Annotated in this window: 15 protein-coding genes; 9 read left to right on the top strand and 6 right to left on the bottom strand. The window is 72.2% G+C overall.

Annotation, left to right across the window (positions count from 1 at the left end):
* Positions 1-413: 413 nt before the first annotated feature.
* Entirely contained in the window at positions 414-1,550 is a 1,137-nt protein-coding gene (locus ACW9J6_RS12340) for a zinc-binding metallopeptidase family protein (protein ID WP_457116766.1), read from the bottom strand.
* Positions 1,551-1,795: 245 nt separating this feature from the next.
* Between ACW9J6_RS12340 and ACW9J6_RS12335 the strand changes: the two genes are divergently transcribed.
* From ACW9J6_RS12335 to ACW9J6_RS12325, 3 genes are read left to right on the top strand one after another with little or no spacing between them, the layout of a single operon-like run.
* Complete coding sequence (locus ACW9J6_RS12335; RefSeq protein ID WP_457116765.1) at positions 1,796-5,041, top strand: transglutaminase family protein; 3,246 nt, start codon at positions 1,796-1,798, stop codon at positions 5,039-5,041.
* Entirely contained in the window at positions 5,038-7,554 is a 2,517-nt protein-coding gene (locus ACW9J6_RS12330) for a circularly permuted type 2 ATP-grasp protein (protein WP_457116764.1), read from the top strand. The genes ACW9J6_RS12335 and ACW9J6_RS12330 overlap by 4 nt, the downstream gene beginning before the upstream one ends.
* Positions 7,551-8,441, top strand: a complete 891-nt coding sequence (locus tag ACW9J6_RS12325; RefSeq protein WP_457116763.1) for a transglutaminase family protein — start codon at positions 7,551-7,553, stop codon at positions 8,439-8,441. Before ACW9J6_RS12330 ends, ACW9J6_RS12325 begins: the two co-directional genes overlap by 4 nt.
* A gap of 4 nt (positions 8,442-8,445) precedes the next feature.
* Here ACW9J6_RS12325 and ACW9J6_RS12320 read toward each other — a convergent pair whose 3' ends face one another.
* Positions 8,446-8,637 carry a DUF1192 domain-containing protein gene (locus tag ACW9J6_RS12320; protein ID WP_457116762.1) on the bottom strand — a complete coding sequence of 64 codons (192 nt, stop codon included), beginning with the start codon at positions 8,635-8,637 and terminating at the stop codon, positions 8,446-8,448.
* Between the two features lie 440 nt (positions 8,638-9,077).
* Between ACW9J6_RS12320 and rpmH the strand changes: the two genes are divergently transcribed.
* The 5 genes from rpmH (at position 9,078) to ACW9J6_RS12295 (ending at position 12,604) form a co-directional block, all read left to right on the top strand.
* Positions 9,078-9,212, top strand: coding sequence for a 50S ribosomal protein L34 (gene rpmH / locus ACW9J6_RS12315; RefSeq protein ID WP_010300405.1), 135 nt, complete (start codon positions 9,078-9,080; stop codon positions 9,210-9,212).
* A gap of 23 nt (positions 9,213-9,235) precedes the next feature.
* Entirely contained in the window at positions 9,236-9,652 is a 417-nt protein-coding gene (locus ACW9J6_RS12310) for a ribonuclease P protein component (RefSeq protein ID WP_457116761.1), read from the top strand.
* A gap of 107 nt (positions 9,653-9,759) precedes the next feature.
* On the top strand, positions 9,760-11,595 hold the full coding sequence (gene yidC, locus ACW9J6_RS12305; RefSeq protein WP_457116760.1) for a membrane protein insertase YidC: 1,836 nt from the start codon (positions 9,760-9,762) through the stop codon (positions 11,593-11,595).
* Positions 11,595-12,239 (top strand): ribosome biogenesis GTP-binding protein YihA/YsxC, encoded by a 645-nt coding sequence (yihA, locus tag ACW9J6_RS12300; protein ID WP_457116759.1) that lies wholly within the window; start codon positions 11,595-11,597, stop codon positions 12,237-12,239. Before yidC ends, yihA begins: the two co-directional genes overlap by 1 nt.
* Positions 12,239-12,604, top strand: a complete 366-nt coding sequence (locus ACW9J6_RS12295) for a DUF423 domain-containing protein (protein WP_457116758.1) — start codon at positions 12,239-12,241, stop codon at positions 12,602-12,604. Before yihA ends, ACW9J6_RS12295 begins: the two co-directional genes overlap by 1 nt.
* Here the strand turns inward: ACW9J6_RS12295 and ACW9J6_RS12290 are convergent.
* A complete protein-coding gene (locus tag ACW9J6_RS12290) occupies positions 12,592-13,257 on the bottom strand; it encodes a metallophosphoesterase family protein (protein WP_457116757.1) in 666 nt (221 codons plus the stop codon). The genes ACW9J6_RS12295 and ACW9J6_RS12290 overlap by 13 nt on opposite strands.
* Positions 13,258-13,446: 189 nt before the next feature.
* Positions 13,447-16,083 carry an ATP-dependent chaperone ClpB gene (clpB, locus tag ACW9J6_RS12285; RefSeq protein WP_457116756.1) on the bottom strand — a complete coding sequence of 879 codons (2,637 nt, stop codon included), beginning with the start codon at positions 16,081-16,083 and terminating at the stop codon, positions 13,447-13,449.
* A gap of 243 nt (positions 16,084-16,326) precedes the next feature.
* On the opposite strand from clpB, the gene ACW9J6_RS12280 reads away from it, so the two are divergent.
* Positions 16,327-17,100 carry an MOSC domain-containing protein gene (locus ACW9J6_RS12280; RefSeq protein WP_457116755.1) on the top strand — a complete coding sequence of 258 codons (774 nt, stop codon included), beginning with the start codon at positions 16,327-16,329 and terminating at the stop codon, positions 17,098-17,100.
* 6 nt (positions 17,101-17,106) lie between these two features.
* On the opposite strand, the gene ACW9J6_RS12275 is transcribed toward ACW9J6_RS12280, so the two are convergent.
* Both ACW9J6_RS12275 and ACW9J6_RS12270 read right to left on the bottom strand, forming a co-directional pair.
* On the bottom strand, positions 17,107-17,316 hold the full coding sequence (locus tag ACW9J6_RS12275; RefSeq protein ID WP_457116754.1) for a hypothetical protein: 210 nt from the start codon (positions 17,314-17,316) through the stop codon (positions 17,107-17,109).
* Positions 17,317-17,536: 220 nt separating this feature from the next.
* A complete protein-coding gene (locus tag ACW9J6_RS12270; RefSeq protein ID WP_457116753.1) occupies positions 17,537-19,429 on the bottom strand; it encodes a flagellin N-terminal helical domain-containing protein in 1,893 nt (630 codons plus the stop codon).
* Positions 19,430-19,554: the final 125 nt, after the last annotated feature.

Below are 19,554 nucleotides of genomic sequence, written 5' to 3'. Positions count from 1 at the left end.
CTCACCAGCGGTTGCAGCCAGAGGGGGCGCGGGAGCCGTCCGCCACGCGCGGGGACCGGCGGCCGCCGGTCCCCGCGCAGCCCTCATCACATCATCCAAAAGGGCCGGCTTCCAGATACAAGGGGGCGGTTCTGGAAGAGCCTCATCCTGCGCCGCCCCCTCACCTTCGGGCCGATCCCTGCGCGATCGGTGCGCCGCCTCGTCTCGCCCCCTCCAAGGGGGGCTCGACCCTCTCCCCGCACGCGGGGAGAGGGCATGCGCACCACCCGAAGTGTGAATCCGCAAGCCCGTGCGGGACAGGGGCAGGGGTAAGGGTCCCGGACCGTCCCGTCTTCAATCGTAGACTGTTGTGCTCGTCGCAGGACACGTCAGAATTCTTGCTGAACCACCTGGACCTTCATCGGGGCCTGCGCCTACACCGACCGCGGCGGCGCCACCGGGGTGCGCAAGGTGGCGATCACCGCCTTGAGCGTCCCGGCGGCGGCCCCCGGCGTGTCGGTCCGGGCATGGATGCGATCGTGCACGAAGGAGAGCTTGCCGATCACCGCCGGCGTCAGCCGGAACGGGTAGAGGTCCAGCTGCCCCATGCTGCGGTTCAGCGCGTTCATCGCGAAGGTGAGCGGCAGCCACGCCTCGATCAGTCGGCCGAGATCGGGCGCGCGGTGCGGGTCGAAATCCACCGCCGCCGCGAGGTCGGCGCGCAGCTTGGGCTGCATGCTCAGGCCGAAGCTGCCCGCGGTCTCCAGCGTGTCCACGATGTGCAGGTAATGCGCGAAGGTCTCGGCGAAATCCTCCCACGGATGCGCCGTGGCGTAGGCCGAGACGAAGCGCTCCTGCCACGCTTCGCCGGGTCCCCGGGCGTAGTGCCGCTGGAGGGCCGCCCCGTAATCGGCCCGCTCGTCGCCGAAGATCGCCCGGAAGGCCGGCAGGCAGGGATCGTGACGGACGAGCACGTTCCAGAAGTAGTGGCCGATCTCGTGCCGGAAATGCCCGAGCAGCGTGCGGTAGGACTCGCCGAACAGCGCGCGGCGGCGCTCCCGCTCGACGCCGTCCGCCTCCGCGAGGCTGACCGTGATCAGCCCGTTGTCGTGGCCCGTGAGCACGGCCGGGCCGCCGCTCTGGAATTCGGCCGGGTCGACCAGGAAGTCGAAGGCCAGCCCCTCGGGATCGTCCGGACGCCGCGCCAGGGGCAGCCCGAGGCGCAGCAGCGAGTAGAACAGGCGCCGCTTGGCGATCTCGATGTCGCGCCAGCGGATCAGGTTCCAGGGGATCGAGAGGTCCGGCACGGTGCGGTTGTGGCGGCAGGCGAGGCAGTAGGCCTCCGGCGATTCTTCCGGGATCAGCCAGTTGCAGGCCCCGAGCGCCGCGTTGCCGCAGGGGCGGTAGGCGCGGCCCGAGGCGCCGAGGCGATGCAGCGTCTCCCCGACGCCGGTCACGGTCACGACGCATCCGGCCTTCGGGTCGTAGCCCGCCCGCCGCTTGCAACTCGCGCAGCGGGCGGTCTCGAAGTGGAAGGGCTGCTCGCAGGCCTCGCACTGGAAGATCTTCATCGGACAGCCCGCCGCGCGCGCCCGCACCGTTTCCCGGCCCGGTGATCGGCAATGGTTCCCGAACCGGCAAAGTTCCGTGGCGCCCGGCACGGGACTTGCCTCGAAACGGGGCCGCGGCGCCGTGGGCGCGACGCTCCGGTCCGGGGACAGGCCGCGGCTGACGCGGCGGAGGTGGGCGTGTAGAAGCTCAACAGACCAGGATCCGCCGCGCGCGAGACGCTGCCGCCAGCCCCATCGGAGTCACCGTGTCGATCAAGGCCGCCCTGCACCACGTCACGTCCTACACTTACGACCGGCCCATCGGTCTCGGGCCGCAGGTGATTCGGTTGCGTCCGGCGCCGCACACACGCACCCGGATCCTGAGCTACGCGCTCAAGGTCGAGCCGGGCAATCACTTCGTGAACTGGCAGCAGGATCCGAGCGGCAACTGGCTCGCCCGCCTCGTGTTCCCGGACAAGACCACGCAGTTCCGGGTCGAGGTCGACCTCACCGCCGACATGTCGGTGATCAACCCGTTCGACTTCTTCGTCGACGACTACGCCCAGACGCGGCCCTTCGCCTATCCGCCGGAGCTGCAGGAGGAACTGGCCCCCTACCTGGTCCCGAACGAGGACGGGCCGCGCCTCGACGAGATCCTGACGCGGCTGCCGGAGGAGAAGAACACTGTCCTGTTCCTGGTGGCGCTCAACCAGCTGGTGCGCGACAGCGTCTCCTACGTGGTGCGCATGGAGCCGGGCGTGCAGACGCCCGACGAGACCCTGGAGGCGGGCAGCGGCTCCTGCCGCGATTCGGCGTGGCTGCTGGTGCAGATCCTGCGGCGGATCGGCCTCGCGGCGCGGTTCGTCTCCGGCTACCTGATCCAGCTCGTGCCCGACACCACGGCGGTGGAGGGGCCGGCCGGCACCGCCAAGGACTTCACGGACCTCCACGCCTGGGCGGAGGTCTACGTGCCGGGCGCCGGCTGGATCGGGCTCGACGCTACCTCGGGGCTCCTCTGCGGCGAAGGCCACATCCCGCTCGCGGCGACGCCTCATTACCGCTCGGCGGCGCCGATCTCCGGGCTCGCCGAGCCGGCCGAGGTCGATTTCCACTTCGAGATGACCGTGAGCCGCGTCGCCGAGGCGCCGCGGGTGACGAAGCCGTTCTCGGACGAGGCCTGGGGCGCCATGGACGCGCTCGGCGACCGGATCGACCGCGACCTCGCGGACGGGGACGTGCGCCTGACCATGGGCGGCGAGCCCACCTTCGTGTCGGTGGACGATTTCCAGGGCGCCGAGTGGAACACCGCCGCGGTGGGGCCGACGAAGCGCGCGCTGGCCGACCAGCTGATCCGGCGGCTTCGCGACCGCTTCGCTCCGGGCGGCCTCCTGCATTACGGCCAGGGCAAGTGGTATCCGGGCGAAAGCCTGCCGCGCTGGGCCTTCGCCCTCTACTGGCGCAAGGACGGGGAACCGATCTGGCGCGATCCGGAGCGGATCGCCCGCATCGCCGGGCCCGCCGATGTCGGCATCGCTGAGGCCGAGGCGTTCGCGAAGGCGCTCGCCCGCATCCTCGGCCTGTCGCCCTTCGTGCAGCCGACCTTCGAGGACCCGGAATACTGGGAGCGCAAGGAGGCGGAGCTTCCGATCAACACCTCGCCCCTGCAGCCGCGGGTCGGCGACGCCGAGTTCCAGGAGCGCATGGCCCGCGTCTACAAGCGCGGCTTGTCGGAGCCGGTCGGCTACGTGCTGCCGCTCTCCAACATCGCGGTCGGGACCGAGCGGCTCTGGGTCTCGGAGAAGTGGGAGACGCGGCGCGGCGCCCTCTACCTCGTGCCGGGCGATTCCCCCGTCGGCTTCCGCCTGCCGCTGAACTCCCTCACCTACATTCCCCCGGAATCGTATCCCTACTACGCCCCGCAGGACCCGCTGGAGGCGCGCGGATCGCTCGCCCCCGCGCCCCGCAAGGGGCGCAGCGGCGCCGAGCACGGCGTCGCGGTGCGCACCGCGCTCGCCGTCGAGCCGCGGGAGGGGGCGGTCTGCGTGTTCATGCCGCCGCTGGAGCGGGCGGACGAGTACGTGGCCCTGGTGGAGGCCCTGGAACAGGCCGCCGCCGAGGCGGGCACGCCGGTCCACATCGAGGGCTACGAGCCGCCCTACGACCCGCGGCTCGGCGTCATCAAGGTCACGCCCGATCCGGGCGTGATCGAGGTCAACGTGCACCCGGCCGCCACCTGGCGCGAGGCGGTGGCGATCACCACGGGCCTGTACCAGGACGCCCGCGAGACCCGGCTCGGCGCCCAGAAGTTCATGATCGACGGGCGCCACACCGGCACCGGCGGCGGCAACCACGTGGTGCTGGGCGGCGCGACCCCGGCCGATTCGCCCTTCCTGCGCCGGCCGGACCTCCTGAAGAGCCTCGTCCTCTACTGGCAGCGGCACCCGTCGCTGTCCTACCTGTTCGCGGGCCTGTACATCGGCCCGACCAGCCAGGCGCCGCGCATGGACGAGGCGCGCCACGACGGGCTCTACGAATTGGAGATCGCGCTCGCCCAGGTGCCGCCGCCCGGCGGGCCGGAGGTGCCGCTCTGGCTCGTGGACCGGCTCTTCCGCAACGTGCTCGTCGACGTCACCGGCAACACCCACCGGGCCGAGATCTGCATCGACAAGCTCTACTCGCCGGACGGGCCGACCGGGCGCCTCGGGCTGCTCGAATTCCGCTCCTTCGAGATGCCGCCGGACGCGCGGATGAGCCTCGCCCAGCAGCTCCTCCTGCGGGCGATCATCGCGTGGCTGTGGCGCGAGCCGCAGGAGGGCGGTTTCGTCCGCTGGGGCACGGCGCTCCACGACCGCTTCATGCTGCCCCACTTCCTGTGGCAGGACTTCCTCGGCGTGCTCGGGGACCTGCGCGAGGCGGGCTATGCCTTCGACCCGGTCTGGTACGAGGCCCAGGCCGAGTTCCGCTTCCCGCGCTACGGCAGCGTCGCGCATGCGGGCGTCACCCTGGAGCTGCGCCAGGCCCTCGAACCCTGGCACGTGCTCGGCGAGGAGGGCGGGGCGGGCGGCACCGTCCGCTTCGTCGATTCCTCTGTGGAGCGCCTGCAGGTGCGGGTCGAGGGCTACGTGCCGAGCCGGCACGTCGTCACCTGCAACGGCCGCCGCCTGCCGCTCGCCGAGACCGGGCGCTCCGGGGAGGCGGTGGCGGGCCTGCGCTTCAAGGCCTGGCAGCCGGCCTCGGCGCTGCACCCGACGATCCCGGTCCACTCGCCGCTGACCTTCGACATCGTCGACACGTGGTCGAACCGCTCGCTCGGCGGCTGCACTTACCACGTGAGCCACCCGGGCGGGCGCAACTACGAGCATTTTCCGGTCAACACCTACGAGGCGGAGGGGCGCCGCCTCGCCCGCTTCCAGGACCACGGCCACACGCCGGGCCGCGTCCGTCTCGCGCCCGAGGAGACGCGGCGCGAATTCCCGCTCACCCTCGACCTGCGCACGCCCGCGCCGCGATGAGCGCGGCCACCCCGCTCGCCCTCGCCCTCCCCGACTCCGAGGCGGAGGGGGCGGCGCGGCGCGCCCGCTGGACGGCGGGCTATCGGCCGCTCCCGGGCGTGCCCGACGAGTTGATCGGCCCGGATGGGGCGCCGCGCCGGGCCTGGGAGGGCTTCCTCGACCGGCTCGCCGCCCTGCCGGAGGACGAGATCGCCGCGCGGCTCGCGGCAGCCGAGCGGCACATCCACAACACCGGCATCGCCTACCGGGTCTACGGCGAGGCCGCGGAGCGCGATTGGCCGCTCGGCGTGCTGCCCCTCCTCGTCGAGGAGGACGAGTGGGCGGCGATCGCCGCGGGCGTCGCCCAGCGGGCGAGCCTGCTGGAGACGGTGCTGGCCGACCTCTACGGGGACGCGCACCTCGTGACGGCCGGGCTGATCCCGGCCGCCGCGGTGGCGGCGAGCCCGGAATTCCTGCGCCCGCTCCACGGAGTGCGCCAGCCCGGCAACGGGCGCCAGCTCCACCTCTACGCGGCCGACCTGTCGCGGGGGCTGGACGGGCGCTGGCGCGTGCTCGCGGACCGCACCCAGGCCCCCTCCGGCGTCGGCTACGCGCTGGAGAACCGGATGGTGCTGGCCCGCGCCCTGCCGGAGGTGCACGGCGCCCTCGACGTCGAGCGGCTCACCCCGTTCTTCCAGGCCTTCCGGGACGGGCTGGCGGCCGCCGCGGAGCGGATCGAGCCGCGGATCGGGCTCCTCACCTCCGGTCCCTACGGCGACACCTATGTCGAGCAGGCGGTGCTCGCCCGCTACCTCGGCTTCGCCCTCGTGGAGGGGGACGACCTCCTGGTCCAGGACGGGCGGCTCTACGTGCGCACGGTGGCGGGGCTCAAGCGGGCCGACGTGCTCTGGCGGCGCGTGGACGGCGACTTCATCGACCCCCTCGCCCTGAACCCGGATTCCCGGCTCGGCGTGCCCGGCCTCGTCGAGGCGCTGAAGGCGGGCGCCTGCGTGATCGGCAACATGCCGGGCGCCGGCCTCGTCGAGGGCGGCTGGCTCGCCGCCTACCTGCCGGGCGTCTGCGAGCACCTGTTCGGCGAACCCCTGCGCCTGCCGGGTCTCGCCACGTGGTGGTGCGGCGACCCGGTCGCCCGCGCGGCCGTGCTGGAGCGGGTCGAGACCCTGACGCTGCGCCCGGCCGCGGCCCCGGCCCAGGGCGCCTTCACCACCCGGGCCTTCGGACTGCGCGACCCGGCCGAGACCGAGCGCCTGCTCGCCGTCCTGCGCGACCGGCCCGGCGACCTCGTGGCGCAGGAGCCGGTGCAGCTCTCGACGGCGCCGGTCTGGGACGGGGCCGGCCTCGTGCCGCGGCCCTTCGTGCTGCGGGTGTTCGCGGCGGCGACGCCCGGGGGCTGGCAGGTGATGCCGGGCGGCTTCTGCCGGATCTCGGAGCACGCGGATGTGCAGCCCGTCGCCATGGGCGCGGGCGTGCGCACCGCCGACGTCTGGGTGCTCGGCGGCCGCGACGGCGATCCCGCGGCCGCGATGCCGCGCCAGGACCAGCCCGCCGTACGCCGGGTCCAGGGCCTGCTGCCGAGCCGCGCGGCCGACAACCTGTTCTGGCTCGGCCGCTACCTGGAGCGGGCCGAGACGGTGGTGCGGATCACCGCCTGCCTGCTGGCGGGCGCCGGGGGGCTGGCGCGCAGCGAGGCGGATCTCGGCACCGACGCGCGGCTGCGGGGGCTGCTGCACGCCTGGGGCGCCGTGCCGACGGTGCTCGGCTCCGCCGCCGCGATCGCCGCCCACGCGCTCTCCGGGCGCGAGGCCTGGGGCTCCGCGCGGGCGCAGGTCGCGGCCGCGCGCCGCAACGCCGCCGTGCTGCGCGAGCGCCTCTCCCTGGAGACCTGGCGGGCCCTGCGCACCCTCCACGACCTCCTGGAGGCGCCGGAGGCCAATCCGGGCTCCGAGGCGGCCTGGCTCGACCGGGCCGAGCGCGCCCTCGAACTCACCGCGGCGCTCTCCGGCCTCGCCCAGGAGAACATGAACCGGGCCGGCGGCTGGCCCTTCGTCGATATGGGCCGGCGCATCGAGCGGGCGATCAACGCCTGCCGCTTCGCCGAGACCTTCGCGGCGGACGATGCGACCGGGGACGACCTCGCGACGCTGCTGCGCCTCGTCGATTCCCGCATCTCCTACGGGGCGCGCTACCTGCTCGGGGTGGCGCTGGCGCCGGTGCGCGACATGGTGCTGCTCGACCCCTTCAACCCGCGCTCGGTGGCCTTCCAGGTCGAGCGGCTGGCCGAGCACCTCGACGGGCTGCCGGCCCTGCGCCAGGACGGGCTGCCCGAACCTCCGACCCGGCTGGTGCGGGCGCTGGCCGGCGAGATCGCCAGCGCCGAGGCGGCCGGCCTGTCGCCCGCCGTGGCGCAGGACTGGGAGGCGCGCCTCTGGGCGATCGCCGAGGCGGCCGCCTCCCGCTACTTCCCGGGGGGCTCGGATGCCGCCCGCCCCGAGCGGCTGGTGGCGCTGGCGTGATCTACCTCCTGCGCCACGTCACCGCCTACAGCTACCGGGACGCCGTCACGCATGCGCGCTGCAGCCTGCGGCTGACGCCCACGACGGGCGAGGGGCAGCGCGTGCTCTCCCACCAGATCCACGTCCAGCCGACGCCTCACCGGCGGGCCACGGGCCGCGATTTCTTCGGCAACGCCACCACGACGCTCACGGTGGAGACGCCGCACCGGACTTTCCGGATCGAGGCGGTGTCGCGGATCGACGTCGAGCGGTCGCGGCTGCCCGACCTCGCCTCGGGTCTCGCCTGGGAGGAGGTGCGCGAGCGGGTGCTCGCGCAGGCGAGCCTCGCGCCCGACTCTCCCGTGCACTACGCGGCCCCGAGCGGCCGCGTGCCCCTGGTGCCGGAGGTGACGGACTACGCCCGCGCGAGCTTCCCGCCGGGCGGGGGCGCCTATGCGGGGGCCGTCGACCTGATGCGGCGCATCCATGCCGACTTCACCTTCGACGCCGCCGCGACCGACGTGGCGACGCCCCTGGCACGGGCCTTCGCCGGGCGGCGGGGCGTCTGCCAGGACTTCTCGCACATCATGATCGCGGGCTTGCGCGGGCTCGGCCTGCCGGCCGCCTACGTCAGCGGCTACCTGCGCACGCAGCCGCCGCCGGGCATGAAGCGCCTCGAAGGGGCGGATGCGAGCCACGCCTGGGTGCTGGTCTGGTGCGGGGACGGGTGGCACGGCCTCGACCCGACCAACGCGATCAGCGTCGAGAACGACCACATCGTGCTGGCACAGGGGCGCGACTATTCCGACGTGGCGCCCGTCGCCGGCATTATCGCGGGCTCGGGCGCCCAGCGGCTCACAGTGGCGGTGGACGTGGTGCCGGAGGACGAGGCGGCGGTGCAGACCTGAGGCGTCAGAGTCGGAACACCGCGTGCGCCGCGTCGTGCGAGGCTTCCCGGTGCCGGCGGGCCTCCTCCAGGCGCGCGATCTCGGCCTTGAGCAGCGCGATCCGGGCGTCGAGGTCGCCGATCGAGAGCGCGGTGAGATCCTGGCCGATCGCGTGGGTGGTGGTCTGGGGCCGCGGGCGGTCGTCGTCGGTGAGCATGCGGAGGGTTCTCCCAGTTGCATTCGGCACCGAGATTGTGCGGCAGGGCGCGGGAAGAAAACCCTCCCCGCTCTGCGAGGGAGGGTGCTCCGCAGAGAGGGGCGGGAGAGGGGCACCACGCTTCCGGAGAGATCTGACGGGTTGTGAGAAGCGCTCCTGAAGGATCGTCGCGCCAGCCCCTCTCGGCGGGACTGCGTCCCGCTGCGCCTGCTCCGCAGGCCACCCTCCCCCGCAGAGGGGGAGGGTCGCGTTCCGCTCCGCGCGGCGCTTGGCCCGGTTCCAAGTGATTGACTCACCCCCGCCCTTCGGCCATACAGCGCCCGACGCGAGACCGCCCTCCGACGAGGGCGGTCGCTCGCTATTCGCCTTGACAGATCAGTCATCAACGAGGGCTGCGGCGGTGCCAGGCATCGTCGGCCCCGGCCTTCGGAGCCATCGCCGTGAAGAGAACCTACCAACCCTCCAAGCTCGTGCGCAAGCGCCGCCACGGCTTCCGCGCCCGCATGGCCACCGTCGGTGGCCGCAAGGTCATCGCCGCCCGCCGCGCCCGCGGCCGCAAGCGCCTCTCGGCCTGACGCCGCGCGCGGCCGCGAGCCGCATGGGCGCCGACACGCCCCCGATCGGGCGGATCACGCGGCGCCCCGACTATCTGGCGGCGGCCGCGGGCCGCCGTTTCCACACGGGGCGCATGACGGCGCAGGGGCGCCTTCGGGGGGCGGACGAGACGGCGACCGGGCTGCGGTTCGGCTTCACCGTCACCCGCAAGACGGGGCACGCAACCGAGCGCAACCGCATCCGGCGCCGCCTCAAGGCCGCCGTCGCGGCCGCCGGGACCGAGCACGCGGACCGGGCCCTCGACGTGGTGTTGATCGGCCGTCGCGAGGCCTTGAGCGCACCCTTCGCGGTCCTGGTCGACGACATCCGGCGGGCGCTCGCCACCGTGACGAAGCCGAAGCCGGCGAAGGAGCCGGGCCGGCCCCGCCGCGAGGCCGCCCCGCTCGAACCACAACCGTGAGGCGATGCCGGTCGCCGGCCTTGCCTCTTGCAGAAGACAGCAGGGCCGGACGTCGCGTGACGCGCGCCCGGTCCCGCGCGTGAAGCGGCAGGCGTCGCGGGACCTTCATGGGTAACGACAAGACCAACATGATCATCGCCATCGCGTTGTCGCTGGCGGTGCTCCTCGGCTGGAACTACTTCGTCTCCGCGCCGCAGGTCGAGCGGCAGCGCCAGCAGCAGGCGGCGCAGCAGGCCGCACAGGCGACCACCCCGTCGCCGAGCCCGAAGGAGGGCGGCCCCTCGGCCCCCGTCCCGGGCACCCTGCCGGGCGCGAGCGGCGGCAACCCGCAGGCCGCGCTGACCCGCGAGGAGGCGCTCGCCCGCTCGCCGCGCGTGCGCATCGACACCGACGCCCTGCGCGGCTCCGTCGCCCTCAAGGGCGGCCGCATCGACGACGTCTCCCTCAAGGGCTACCACGAGACCGTCGACCCGACCTCTCCGGAGATCGTGCTGCTGTCGCCGGCCGGGTCGGCCAACCCCTACTACGCCGAGTTCGGCTGGGTCGGGCAGAATGCCGGCCCGCTCCCGGGCGGCGACACGGTCTGGACCGCGGACGGCGACGCGCTCACCGCCCGGACGCCGCTCACGCTGTCCTGGGACAACGGCGCCGGCCTCGTGTTCCGCCGCAAGCTCTCGGTCGACGACAAGTATCTGTTCACGGTCGAGGACTCGGTCGAGAACAAGGGCGCGAACGCCGTCACCCTCTACCCTTACGGCCTCGTCTCGCGCTGGGGCAAGCCGCACACCCAGGGCTACTACGTGCTCCACGAGGGCATGATCGGGGTCGTGGGCGACAAGGGCCTGCAGGAATACACCTACGACAAGATGGCCAAGGAGAACCCGCTCGGCGCCCCCGGCACCCGCGGCGTGTCCTGGCCGGGCGCCACCGGCGGCTTCCTCGGCATCACCGACAAGTACTGGGCCGCGGCCACCATCCCGGACCAGCAGAGCCCCTACACGGGCAGCTTCACCGAGCGCGACGAGGGCCAGACCAAGGTCTACCAGGCGAGCAGCCTCGGCGAGGCCAAGACCCTGGCGCCGGGCTCGACCCTCCAGGCCAGCCAGCGCCTGTTCGCCGGTGCCAAGGAGGTCTCGACCGTCGATGCCTACCGCACCGGCCAGAACATCCTGAAGTTCGACCTGCTCATCGACTGGGGCTGGTTCTACTTCATCACCAAGCCGATGTTCAAGGCGCTGGACTTCTTCTACAAGCTGTTCGGCAACTTCGGCGTCTCGATCCTGATCGTCACCTTCATCCTGAAGCTGTTCTTCCTGCCGATCGCCAACCGCTCCTACGTCTCGATGGCCAAGATGAAGGCTGTCCAGCCGGAGATGACCGCGATCCGCGAGCGCTACGCGGACGACAAGGTCAAGCAGCAGCAGGCGATGATGGAGCTGTACAAGAAGGAGAAGATCAACCCGGTCGCCGGCTGCTGGCCGGTGCTGATCCAGATCCCGGTCTTCTTCTCGCTCTACAAGGTGCTGTTCGTCACCATCGAGATGCGGCACGCGCCGTTCTTCGGCTGGATCCGCGACCTCGCGGCGCCGGACCCGACCTCGGTGCTCAACCTGTTCGGCCTGCTGCCCTTCGCGCCGCCGGACCTGTTCCATCTCGGCGTCTGGCCCATCGTCATGGGCATCACGATGTTCCTGCAGATGAAGATGAACCCGGCCCCGCCCGACCCGGTGCAGGCCCAGGTCTTCACCTTCATGCCCATCATCTTCACCTTCATGCTGGGTTCGTTCCCGGCCGGGCTGGTGATCTACTGGGCGTGGAACAACCTGCTGTCGATCACGCAGCAATACGTGATCATGCGGCGCAACGGCGTGAAGGTGGAGCTGTGGGACAACCTGCGCTCGACATTCTCCCGGCGAACGCCCGCCAACGCGGCCAAGGGCTGATGGATCAGGAGGACGACGCGGCCCTGATCGAGGCGGGGCGCCTGCTCTTCGCGGGCGCCGCCGACTTCGCCACCGCGGCGGACAAGCTCGACGGACTGCCGCCGATGCGGGGGCTGGAGATCGCCTTCGCGGGCCGCTCCAACGTCGGCAAGTCGAGCCTGATCAACGCGCTCACCGGCCGCACGACGCTCGCGCGCACCTCGCACACGCCGGGGCGCACGCAGCAGCTCAACTTCTTCGACCTCGGGGGCAAGCTCACCCTCGTCGACATGCCGGGCTACGGCTACGCGGCGGTGTCGAAGGCGAAGGTGGCGTCCTGGACGGAGCTGATCCACGCCTACCTCCAGGGTCGCGCCAACCTCGCCCGGGTCTACGTCCTCATCGACGCGCGCCACGGCATCAAGCCCAATGACGGCGAGGTGCTGGACGAGCTCGATTCGGCCGCCGTCTCCTACCAGGTGGTGCTGACGAAGGGCGACGACCTCAAGAAGAGCGAGGTGCAGCCGCGCCTCGACGCCACGGCGGCGGCGCTCGCCCGGCGGCCGGCGGCCTATCCGGAGATCATCCTGACGTCGAGCCGCACCGGCGAGGGCATCCCGGAGTTGCGCGCGAGCGTGGCGCGGCTCCTGGCCGAGCGGAGCTGATGCACCCCGCCGACCGGATCCTGTTCGCCCTCGGTGCGCTGGCGGGGCTGCTGGGCGTGGCCCTGTCGGCGGCGGCCGCGCACCTGACCGGCGGCGGCAATCTCCAGACGGCCGCGCAGTTCCTGCTCTTCCACGCGGGGCCCGTGCTGGTCCTCGCCGGCTCCGGGCGCCTGCGCCCTCCCCTCGCCCGGCTCGCGGCGGCGTGCCTCTGCGTCGGCCTCGGCCTGTTCAGCGGCGACCTCGCCCTGCGGGCGCTGGCGCAGGTGCCGCTCTTCCCCATGGCGGCCCCCGCGGGTGGGATCGTGCTGATGCTCGGCTGGCTGCTCGCGGCGATCGCGGGCCTGTGGCCCCGTCAGAGCACCTGAAGGAAGGCCGCGGGCGGCCCCTCCCGCGGGATGAACACGCCGGCGGTGAGCGGGCCGCCGAACACCGCCCCGGTATCGAGGTTGGTGCGGTGGCGCCGCACCTCCGGCTGGCCGTCCCGGAGCGGCGTGTGGCCGTGGACCACGTGCTTGCCGAAATCGTGGTCGGCCGACAGGAACGGCTCCCGGATCCACAGCCGCCGCTCGACATCCGGATCCGGCGCTGGCCGGCCCGGCCGGAAACCCGCATGGACGTACCAGTGGGCCTCGTCCTCGTGCAGGGTGGGCAGGGCGGCGATCCAGTCGAGGTCGGCGCGCGGCAGCTGGTCGACCCGCGTCACGCCGTAGGAGGCGAGCACGGCGCGGCCCCCGTTGAACAGCCAGAGCGGCTCGTCGGCGCCCGAGAGCGCGCCGAGCAGCATCGCCTCGTGATTGCCCTTGAGGCAGGTGATGCGGCCCGGCTCGCGCTCCTGGAGGCCGCGCAGGGTGGCGATGACCCGGGCGCTGTCGGGGCCGCGGTCCACGTAGTCGCCGAGGCAGACGATGCGCCGCGGGCGCCCGGCCCGGTGCCGCTCGATCTCGGCGAGCAGGCGGTCGAGCTGGTCGGCGCAGCCGTGGATGTCGCCGATCGCGTAGGTGAGGTCGTCGCCGTCCATCCGCGTCCCCTCGCCGGGCCCCCGCGAACATGCATCATAGCGCGGAGCGGCGCCGAGCGGCATGGTCTCGGGGGCGGCCCGCGCCCATAGGCAGGGAGGCCTCCGTGTCGAGGCGCGGACGGCCGCCCGTCGTCACGTGACGAGGGACGGCCCCTCGCGGAGGCCGGCCCCTTCAGCCGCTCACGCCCGTCAGTTCAGCGTCACGCCCGCCGGCCGCCGGGCGGCCGTGACCGCCACGTCGCCGATCATCAGCCCCTCCGGGCCGAGCCGCACCGGCACCCGCTCCCCGTCGTGGATGGTGCCGGCGAGGATCTGCTCGGCGAGCGGGTCCTGCACCGCCTTCTGGATGACGCGCTTGAGCGGGCGCGCCCCGTAGGCCGGGTCGTAACCGCGCTCGGCGAGCCAGGCCCGGGCATCCGGCTCCACGTCGAGCGTGATCTTGCGCTCGTCGAGGAGCTTCTGCAGGCGGGCGAGCTGGATGTCGACGATCGCGCCCATCTCCTCCCGCTGCAGCCGGTGGAAGAGGATGATCTCGTCCACGCGGTTCAGGAATTCGGGCCGGAAATGCGCCCGCACTACGCTCATCACCTCGTCGCGCACCGCGTCGGTGTCCTGGCCCTCGGGCTGGTTCACCAGGTACTCGGCGCCGAGATTCGAGGTCATGACGAGGAGCGTGTTGCGGAAATCGACCGTCCGCCCCTGCCCGTCGGTGAGCCGCCCGTCGTCGAGAACCTGCAGCAGGACGTTGAACACGTCCGGATGCGCCTTCTCGATCTCGTCGAACAGCACGACCTGGTAGGGCCGGCGCCGCACCGCCTCGGTGAGCGCCCCGCCCTCCTCGTAGCCGACATAGCCGGGGGGCGCGCCGATCAGCCGGGCGACGGAGTGCTTCTCCATGTACTCGGACATGTCGAGGCGCACCATCGCGGTCTCGTCGTCGAACAGGAAGCTCGCCAGCGCCTTGGTCAGCTCGGTCTTGCCGACGCCCGTCGGCCCCAGGAACATGAACGAGCCGATCGGCCGGTTCGGGTCCTGCAGGCCGGCGCGGGCGCGGCGCACGGCCGTCGCCACAGCGGTCACCGCCTCGCGCTGGCCGACCACGCGCTTGCCGAGCGCGGCCTCCATCGCGAGCAGCTTCTCGCGCTCGCCCTCCAGCATCTTGTCGACGGGCACGCCGGTCCAGCGCGAGACGACCCCCGCCACGTGGCTCGGCGTCACCGCCTCCTCCATCAGGCCCGAGCCGTTGCCCCGCGCGCCGTCGGCACCCCGCGCCTCGATCTCCGCGAGTTCGCGCTCCAGCCCCGGGATGATGCCGTAGGCGAGTTCACCCGCCCGCTGGTACTGGCCCTGCCGCTGCGCGGAGGCGAGTTCGGTCCGGGCCTCGTCGAGCCTCTTCTTCAGCTCTGCGGCGCGGCCGAGCTTGTCCTTCTCGGCCTTCCAGCGCGCCGTGATCGCCGCCGACTTCTCCTCGAGGTCGCCCAGCTCCTTCTCCAGCCGCACCAGCCGGTCGCGGGAGGCCGCGTCCGTCTCCTTCTTCAGCGCCTCGGCCTCGATCTTCAGCCGCACGATCTCGCGGTCGATGGAATCGAGCTCCTCGGGCTTCGAATCGACCTGCATGCGCAGGCGCGAGGCCGCCTCGTCGACGAGGTCGATCGCCTTGTCGGGGAGGAAGCGGTCGGTGATGTAGCGGTTGGACAGGGTCGCGGCCGCCACCAGCGCCGAATCCTGGATGCGCACGCCGTGGTGCTGCTCGTACTTCTCCTTGATGCCGCGCAGGATCGAGACCGTGTCCTCGACGGTCGGCTCCGAGACGAAGACCGGCTGGAAGCGCCGCGCCAGCGCCGCATCCTTCTCGACGTGCTTGCGGTACTCGTCGAGCGTGGTCGCACCGACGCAGTGCAGCTCGCCGCGGGCGAGCGCGGGCTTGAGCAGGTTCGAGGCGTCCATGGCCCCGTCCGCCTTGCCGGCCCCGACCAGGGTGTGCATCTCGTCGATGAACAGGATGATTCCGCCCTCAGCCGCCGTGACCTCGGAGAGCACGCCCTTCAGCCGCTCCTCGAACTCGCCGCGGTACTTCGCGCCGGCGATCAGCGCGCCCATGTCGAGGGCGAGGAGCTGCTTGTCGCGCAGGGATTCCGGCACGTCGCCGTTGACGATGCGCAGCGCCAGCCCCTCGACGATGGCGGTCTTGCCGACGCCGGGCTCGCCGATCAGCACCGGGTTGTTCTTGGTGCGCCGAGACAGGACCTGGATGGTGCGGCGGATCTCCTCGTCGCGGCCGATGACCGGGTCGAGCTTGCCCTCGCGGGCCGCCTCGGTGAGGTCGCGGGCGTATTTCTTGAGCGCGTCGTAGGCGTTCTCGGCCGTGGCGTTGTCCGCGGTGCGGCCCTTGCGCAGGGCGTTGATGGCGCCGTTGAGCGAGGCCGCGGTGACGCCCGCCGCCGCGAGCGCCTTGCCGGCCTCGGTCTCCTTCTCGACGGCGAGCGCCAGGAGCAGGCGCTCGACCGTGACGTAGGAATCGCCGGCCTTCTCGGCCGCCTTCTCGGCGGTGTCGAACAGGCGCATCAGCTCGCGGGTCGCCTGCGGCTGGGAGGCGCCGCCCGACACCTTCGGCTGACGCGCGAGCCACGCCTCGACCTGCGCCAGCGCCACCCGGGACTGGCCGCCGGCGCGCTCGATCAGCCCGGCGCAGAGGCCCTCGGGATCGTCGAGCAGGACCTTCAGCACGTGGCCGGGCGAGAGCTGCGGATGGCCCTCGCGGAGCGCCAGAGCCTGCGCGGCCTGCACGAAGCCGCGGGCGCGCTCGGTGTACTTCTCGAAATTCATTCTCCACTCCCCTCCTCGATCGCGACCACCCGCCCCTCTCGGGCGCGGACGGGCCGTCTCAGGTGCCCTCGCCTCGTCGGCGCCGGGCCCCCGGCTCTCTGGTCGAGCCGCCGGTGGGCTGCATGTAGTGTGGCATATCGGTAACACAAGGGGGTCGGCCCCGCCTACGCGGCGAGGGGGATGCGCGGCGCGAGGGGGGCGGATGGACTTGCCGGAGCCGAGGCCCGGGCGTAACCCGGGGGCATGACCGCCACGCTGCACGTCGCCGCCCTGCACCGTTACCCGGTCAAGGGCCTGTCTCCCGAGCCGCTGGAGGAGGCGACGCTGAGCGCCGGCGGCTACTTCCCGGGCGACCGGCTCTACGCGGTGGAGAACGGCCCAAGCGGCTTCGATCCGGCGGCGCCCGCGCATCAGCCGAAGGTCAAGTTCCTGATGCTGATGCGCCACGCCGAGCTCGCCCGGCTCGCCACGCGCTACGAGGACGAGACCGGCGAACTGGTGATCCGCGAGGGGGACCGCGAGGTCCTGCGGGCGGACCTCCGCGCCCGCGCGGGGCGCCTCACCGCGGAGGCGTTCTTCCGCCGCTTCATGCCGGGCGCGCTGCGCGGGCCGCCCAAGGTGCTGGCGGCGCCCGACGGCTTCCGCTTCACGGATTCCCGCAGCGGCTTCGTCTCGCTCATCAACCTCGCGAGCGTCGCGGCGATCGAGGACATGGTCGGCGCTCCCGTCGACCCGCTGCGCTTCCGGGGCAACCTCCAGGTCACGGGCCTGCCGGCCTTCGGCGAGCTCGACCTCGTGGGGACGGACCTCGTCGGATCCGAGGGCGTGCGGCTGCGGGTGATCAAGCGCACCGAGCGCTGCGCGGCCACCAACGTCGACCCGGCCACCGGGGAGCGCGACCTCGCCATACCGAAGGCGCTCATGCAGCGTCTCGGCCACGCCGATTGCGGGGTCTACGCGCAGGTGGTGGCGGGCGGGGTGCTCCGCCGCGGCGACGGCTTGTCGGTCGCCGCCTGAGCGGCCTCAGCTCCTGGCGGGCAGCCAGACCGGCTCCGCATCCTCGCGCGGGAGCACGGCGGCCACCGCGTCGAGATCGACCGTGTAGGTGTCGGTCAGCAGGCGCCAGACATCCCGGCGGCTCGCGGCGCTGCGGCCGAACGAGTCGACGGTGGCGGCCAGCAGGACGGGGTTCGTCAGGGCCGGGCGGGGAAGAAGCGAGTCGAAAGGCAGCATCGATCGGTCTCGGGCTACGCGAGACGAGATTCGCTGAGAATGGTTAACGAACAGTTAACCCGCGGGTCGTGCCACAGTATCGCGCCGATGAGGCGGGCGGAGTCGCCCCCGGAGCGCGGGCGCGCCCGCTCGCGGCGTGACGACGGCGAGACGAGCCGGAGCGCGCGACCGGGATCGACGCCGCGATGCTTGGGCGATACGGGAAAGCCCGACGGGACGATCAGCGCAGGAGCTGAAGGATGCCCTGCTGGGCCTGGTTGGCGAGCGACAGCGCCGAGATGCCGAGCGAGTTGCGCGTCGACAGGGCCTGCGAGTTCGCCGCCTCCTCGTTCATGTCGGCGTTGGTCAGGTTCGCCGCCCCGGTGTCGAGGACGTTGATGATCTGCTTGGTGAAGGCCTGCCGGTTCTGCACCACCGCGAGGTTGGCGCCCAGCGACGCGGCCTGGTTGCTCAGCAGGCTCCCGGCCGTGTTGATGGTCGCCAGGACCTTGTTGATCGCGTTGGCCTCGACGAAGTCCGTCTGGCCGACGGACGTGAGGCCGAGGCTGGCGGCGGTCAGGTTCGTGCCGGTGACCTCGAGCTGCGACGTGCTCCGCTCGTTGAAGTTGAGCGTCAGGTTGTCCCCGGTCAGCAGGTTGATGCCGTTGTAGCTCGAATCCGCGGCGAGCTGGTCGATCTGCGCCAGCAGCCCGTTGTAGGTGGTGACGAGGCTGTTGCGGGCGGTGAGGCCGTCGCCGCCGATGGTCGCGATGGCCGTGCCGGTGTTGAAGGGGTTGGCCACCGGGTTCGAGGTCGGGGACGGCGAGGCGATCACCGTCAGGCTGTCGGCGCCGGCCTCGTTGGTGGTCGTGACCTTGATCTGCCCGGTGGTCGGGTCGAGGGAGGCCTGCGCGTTGGCCGGGGCCAGGGCGGCGTTGAGCTGGGTCATGTTGGAGATCTGGCCGGCGGCGGAGCCGAAGGTCAGCGTGACGCCGGTGCCGTTCGCGACGCTCACCTTGATGGTCTGGCCGTTGAGCGTGCTCTGGCCGAAGCTGGTGCCGGACCCCGGGCCCAACCCCGCCCCGAAGGAGGTGGTGGTGAAGCCGAGATTGGCGACCTTGCCGGTGGAGGTGCCCCCGTCGCCGAGCGCGATGGTGGTGGCGGGGTCCGCGGCGGTGAAGACGAATTTGCGGCCGACGGCGTCGTAGGTGGCGCTCACCGTGCCGCCGGTCGCGGCGCTGACCTTCTGGGCCAGGGACGCGAGGGTGTCGGTCCGGCCGACCGACACCGAGCGGCCGTTCACCGTGAAGGAATCCCCGACCTTGAAGCCGAGCCCGGTGGCGAGCGTGGTGGCGCTCGGCACGAAGTGGTTGGTCGTGTCCGTGGTGGTCCCGAACATCGCCGTCGTGGCGGCATCGGTGCCGAGGGTGAAGGGGGCGCCGTCCGCCGTGCCGTTCGCCACCAGGGTGTTGGGCGAGCCGCCGCTCGCCGTCACCGTCACGGAGGAGCCGGCCGCCTTGAGCTGCGCGGTGAGGGATTTCGCCAGCGCGTCCGTGCTGGCGTCGTCGACCCCCCGGTTCACGGTGACCGGGACGCCGTCGATGGTCACCGTCAGGCTGTTGTTGCTCCCGAACAGGTTGGTGTCGATCGCGGTCGTATTCGTGAGGTCGACGCTGCCCGTCTTGGTCAGGCGCACCGGCGTGTCCGTGATCGGATTGCCGAGGGCGTTGTCGGCCGCCGCCGCGGTCGGGCCGATCGACAGCAGGTTGGCGGTGGTCGCGCCGGGAAGGGTCGTCGTGGCGATGCTCGCCTTCGCCGAGAAGGCGTTGGCGGAGCCGAGCGCCTGCTGGGCGATCGACTTGAGCTGATCGGTCAGGCTCTTGAGCTTGGTGATGCCGGTATTGGCCGCCTGGATCACCTGGATCCCGTTCGAGACGCCGTCGAGGAGGGAGGTCAGGGTGGCCGACCGGGACGAGAGCGAATCGGACGTGAAGTAGTTCACCGGATTGTCGAGTGCGGTGTTGACCTTCTTGCCGGTCGCCAGCCGGTTCTGCGTGGTCGCGAGCAGGTCCGCCGTGTCCTGCAGCGAGAGCAGGTTCTGGCGCGTCGCGGCCGAGAGGGTGATGGACGACATCCGGTACGGTCCTGTCGATCGGACCCCCCCTATCCGGAGGTTGTCCGCACTTGACGCATGCCTTGAGTTTATGGGGGTATGGTTGAGCGTTCGTTAATGCCGATTGACGCTGGTAACCATGTCGG

It is taken from the genome of Methylobacterium sp. JK268 (genome assembly GCF_054052225.1).
The sequence above is the reverse complement of the archived record's forward strand: the minus strand, read 5'-3'. Positions and strand labels throughout refer to the sequence as shown.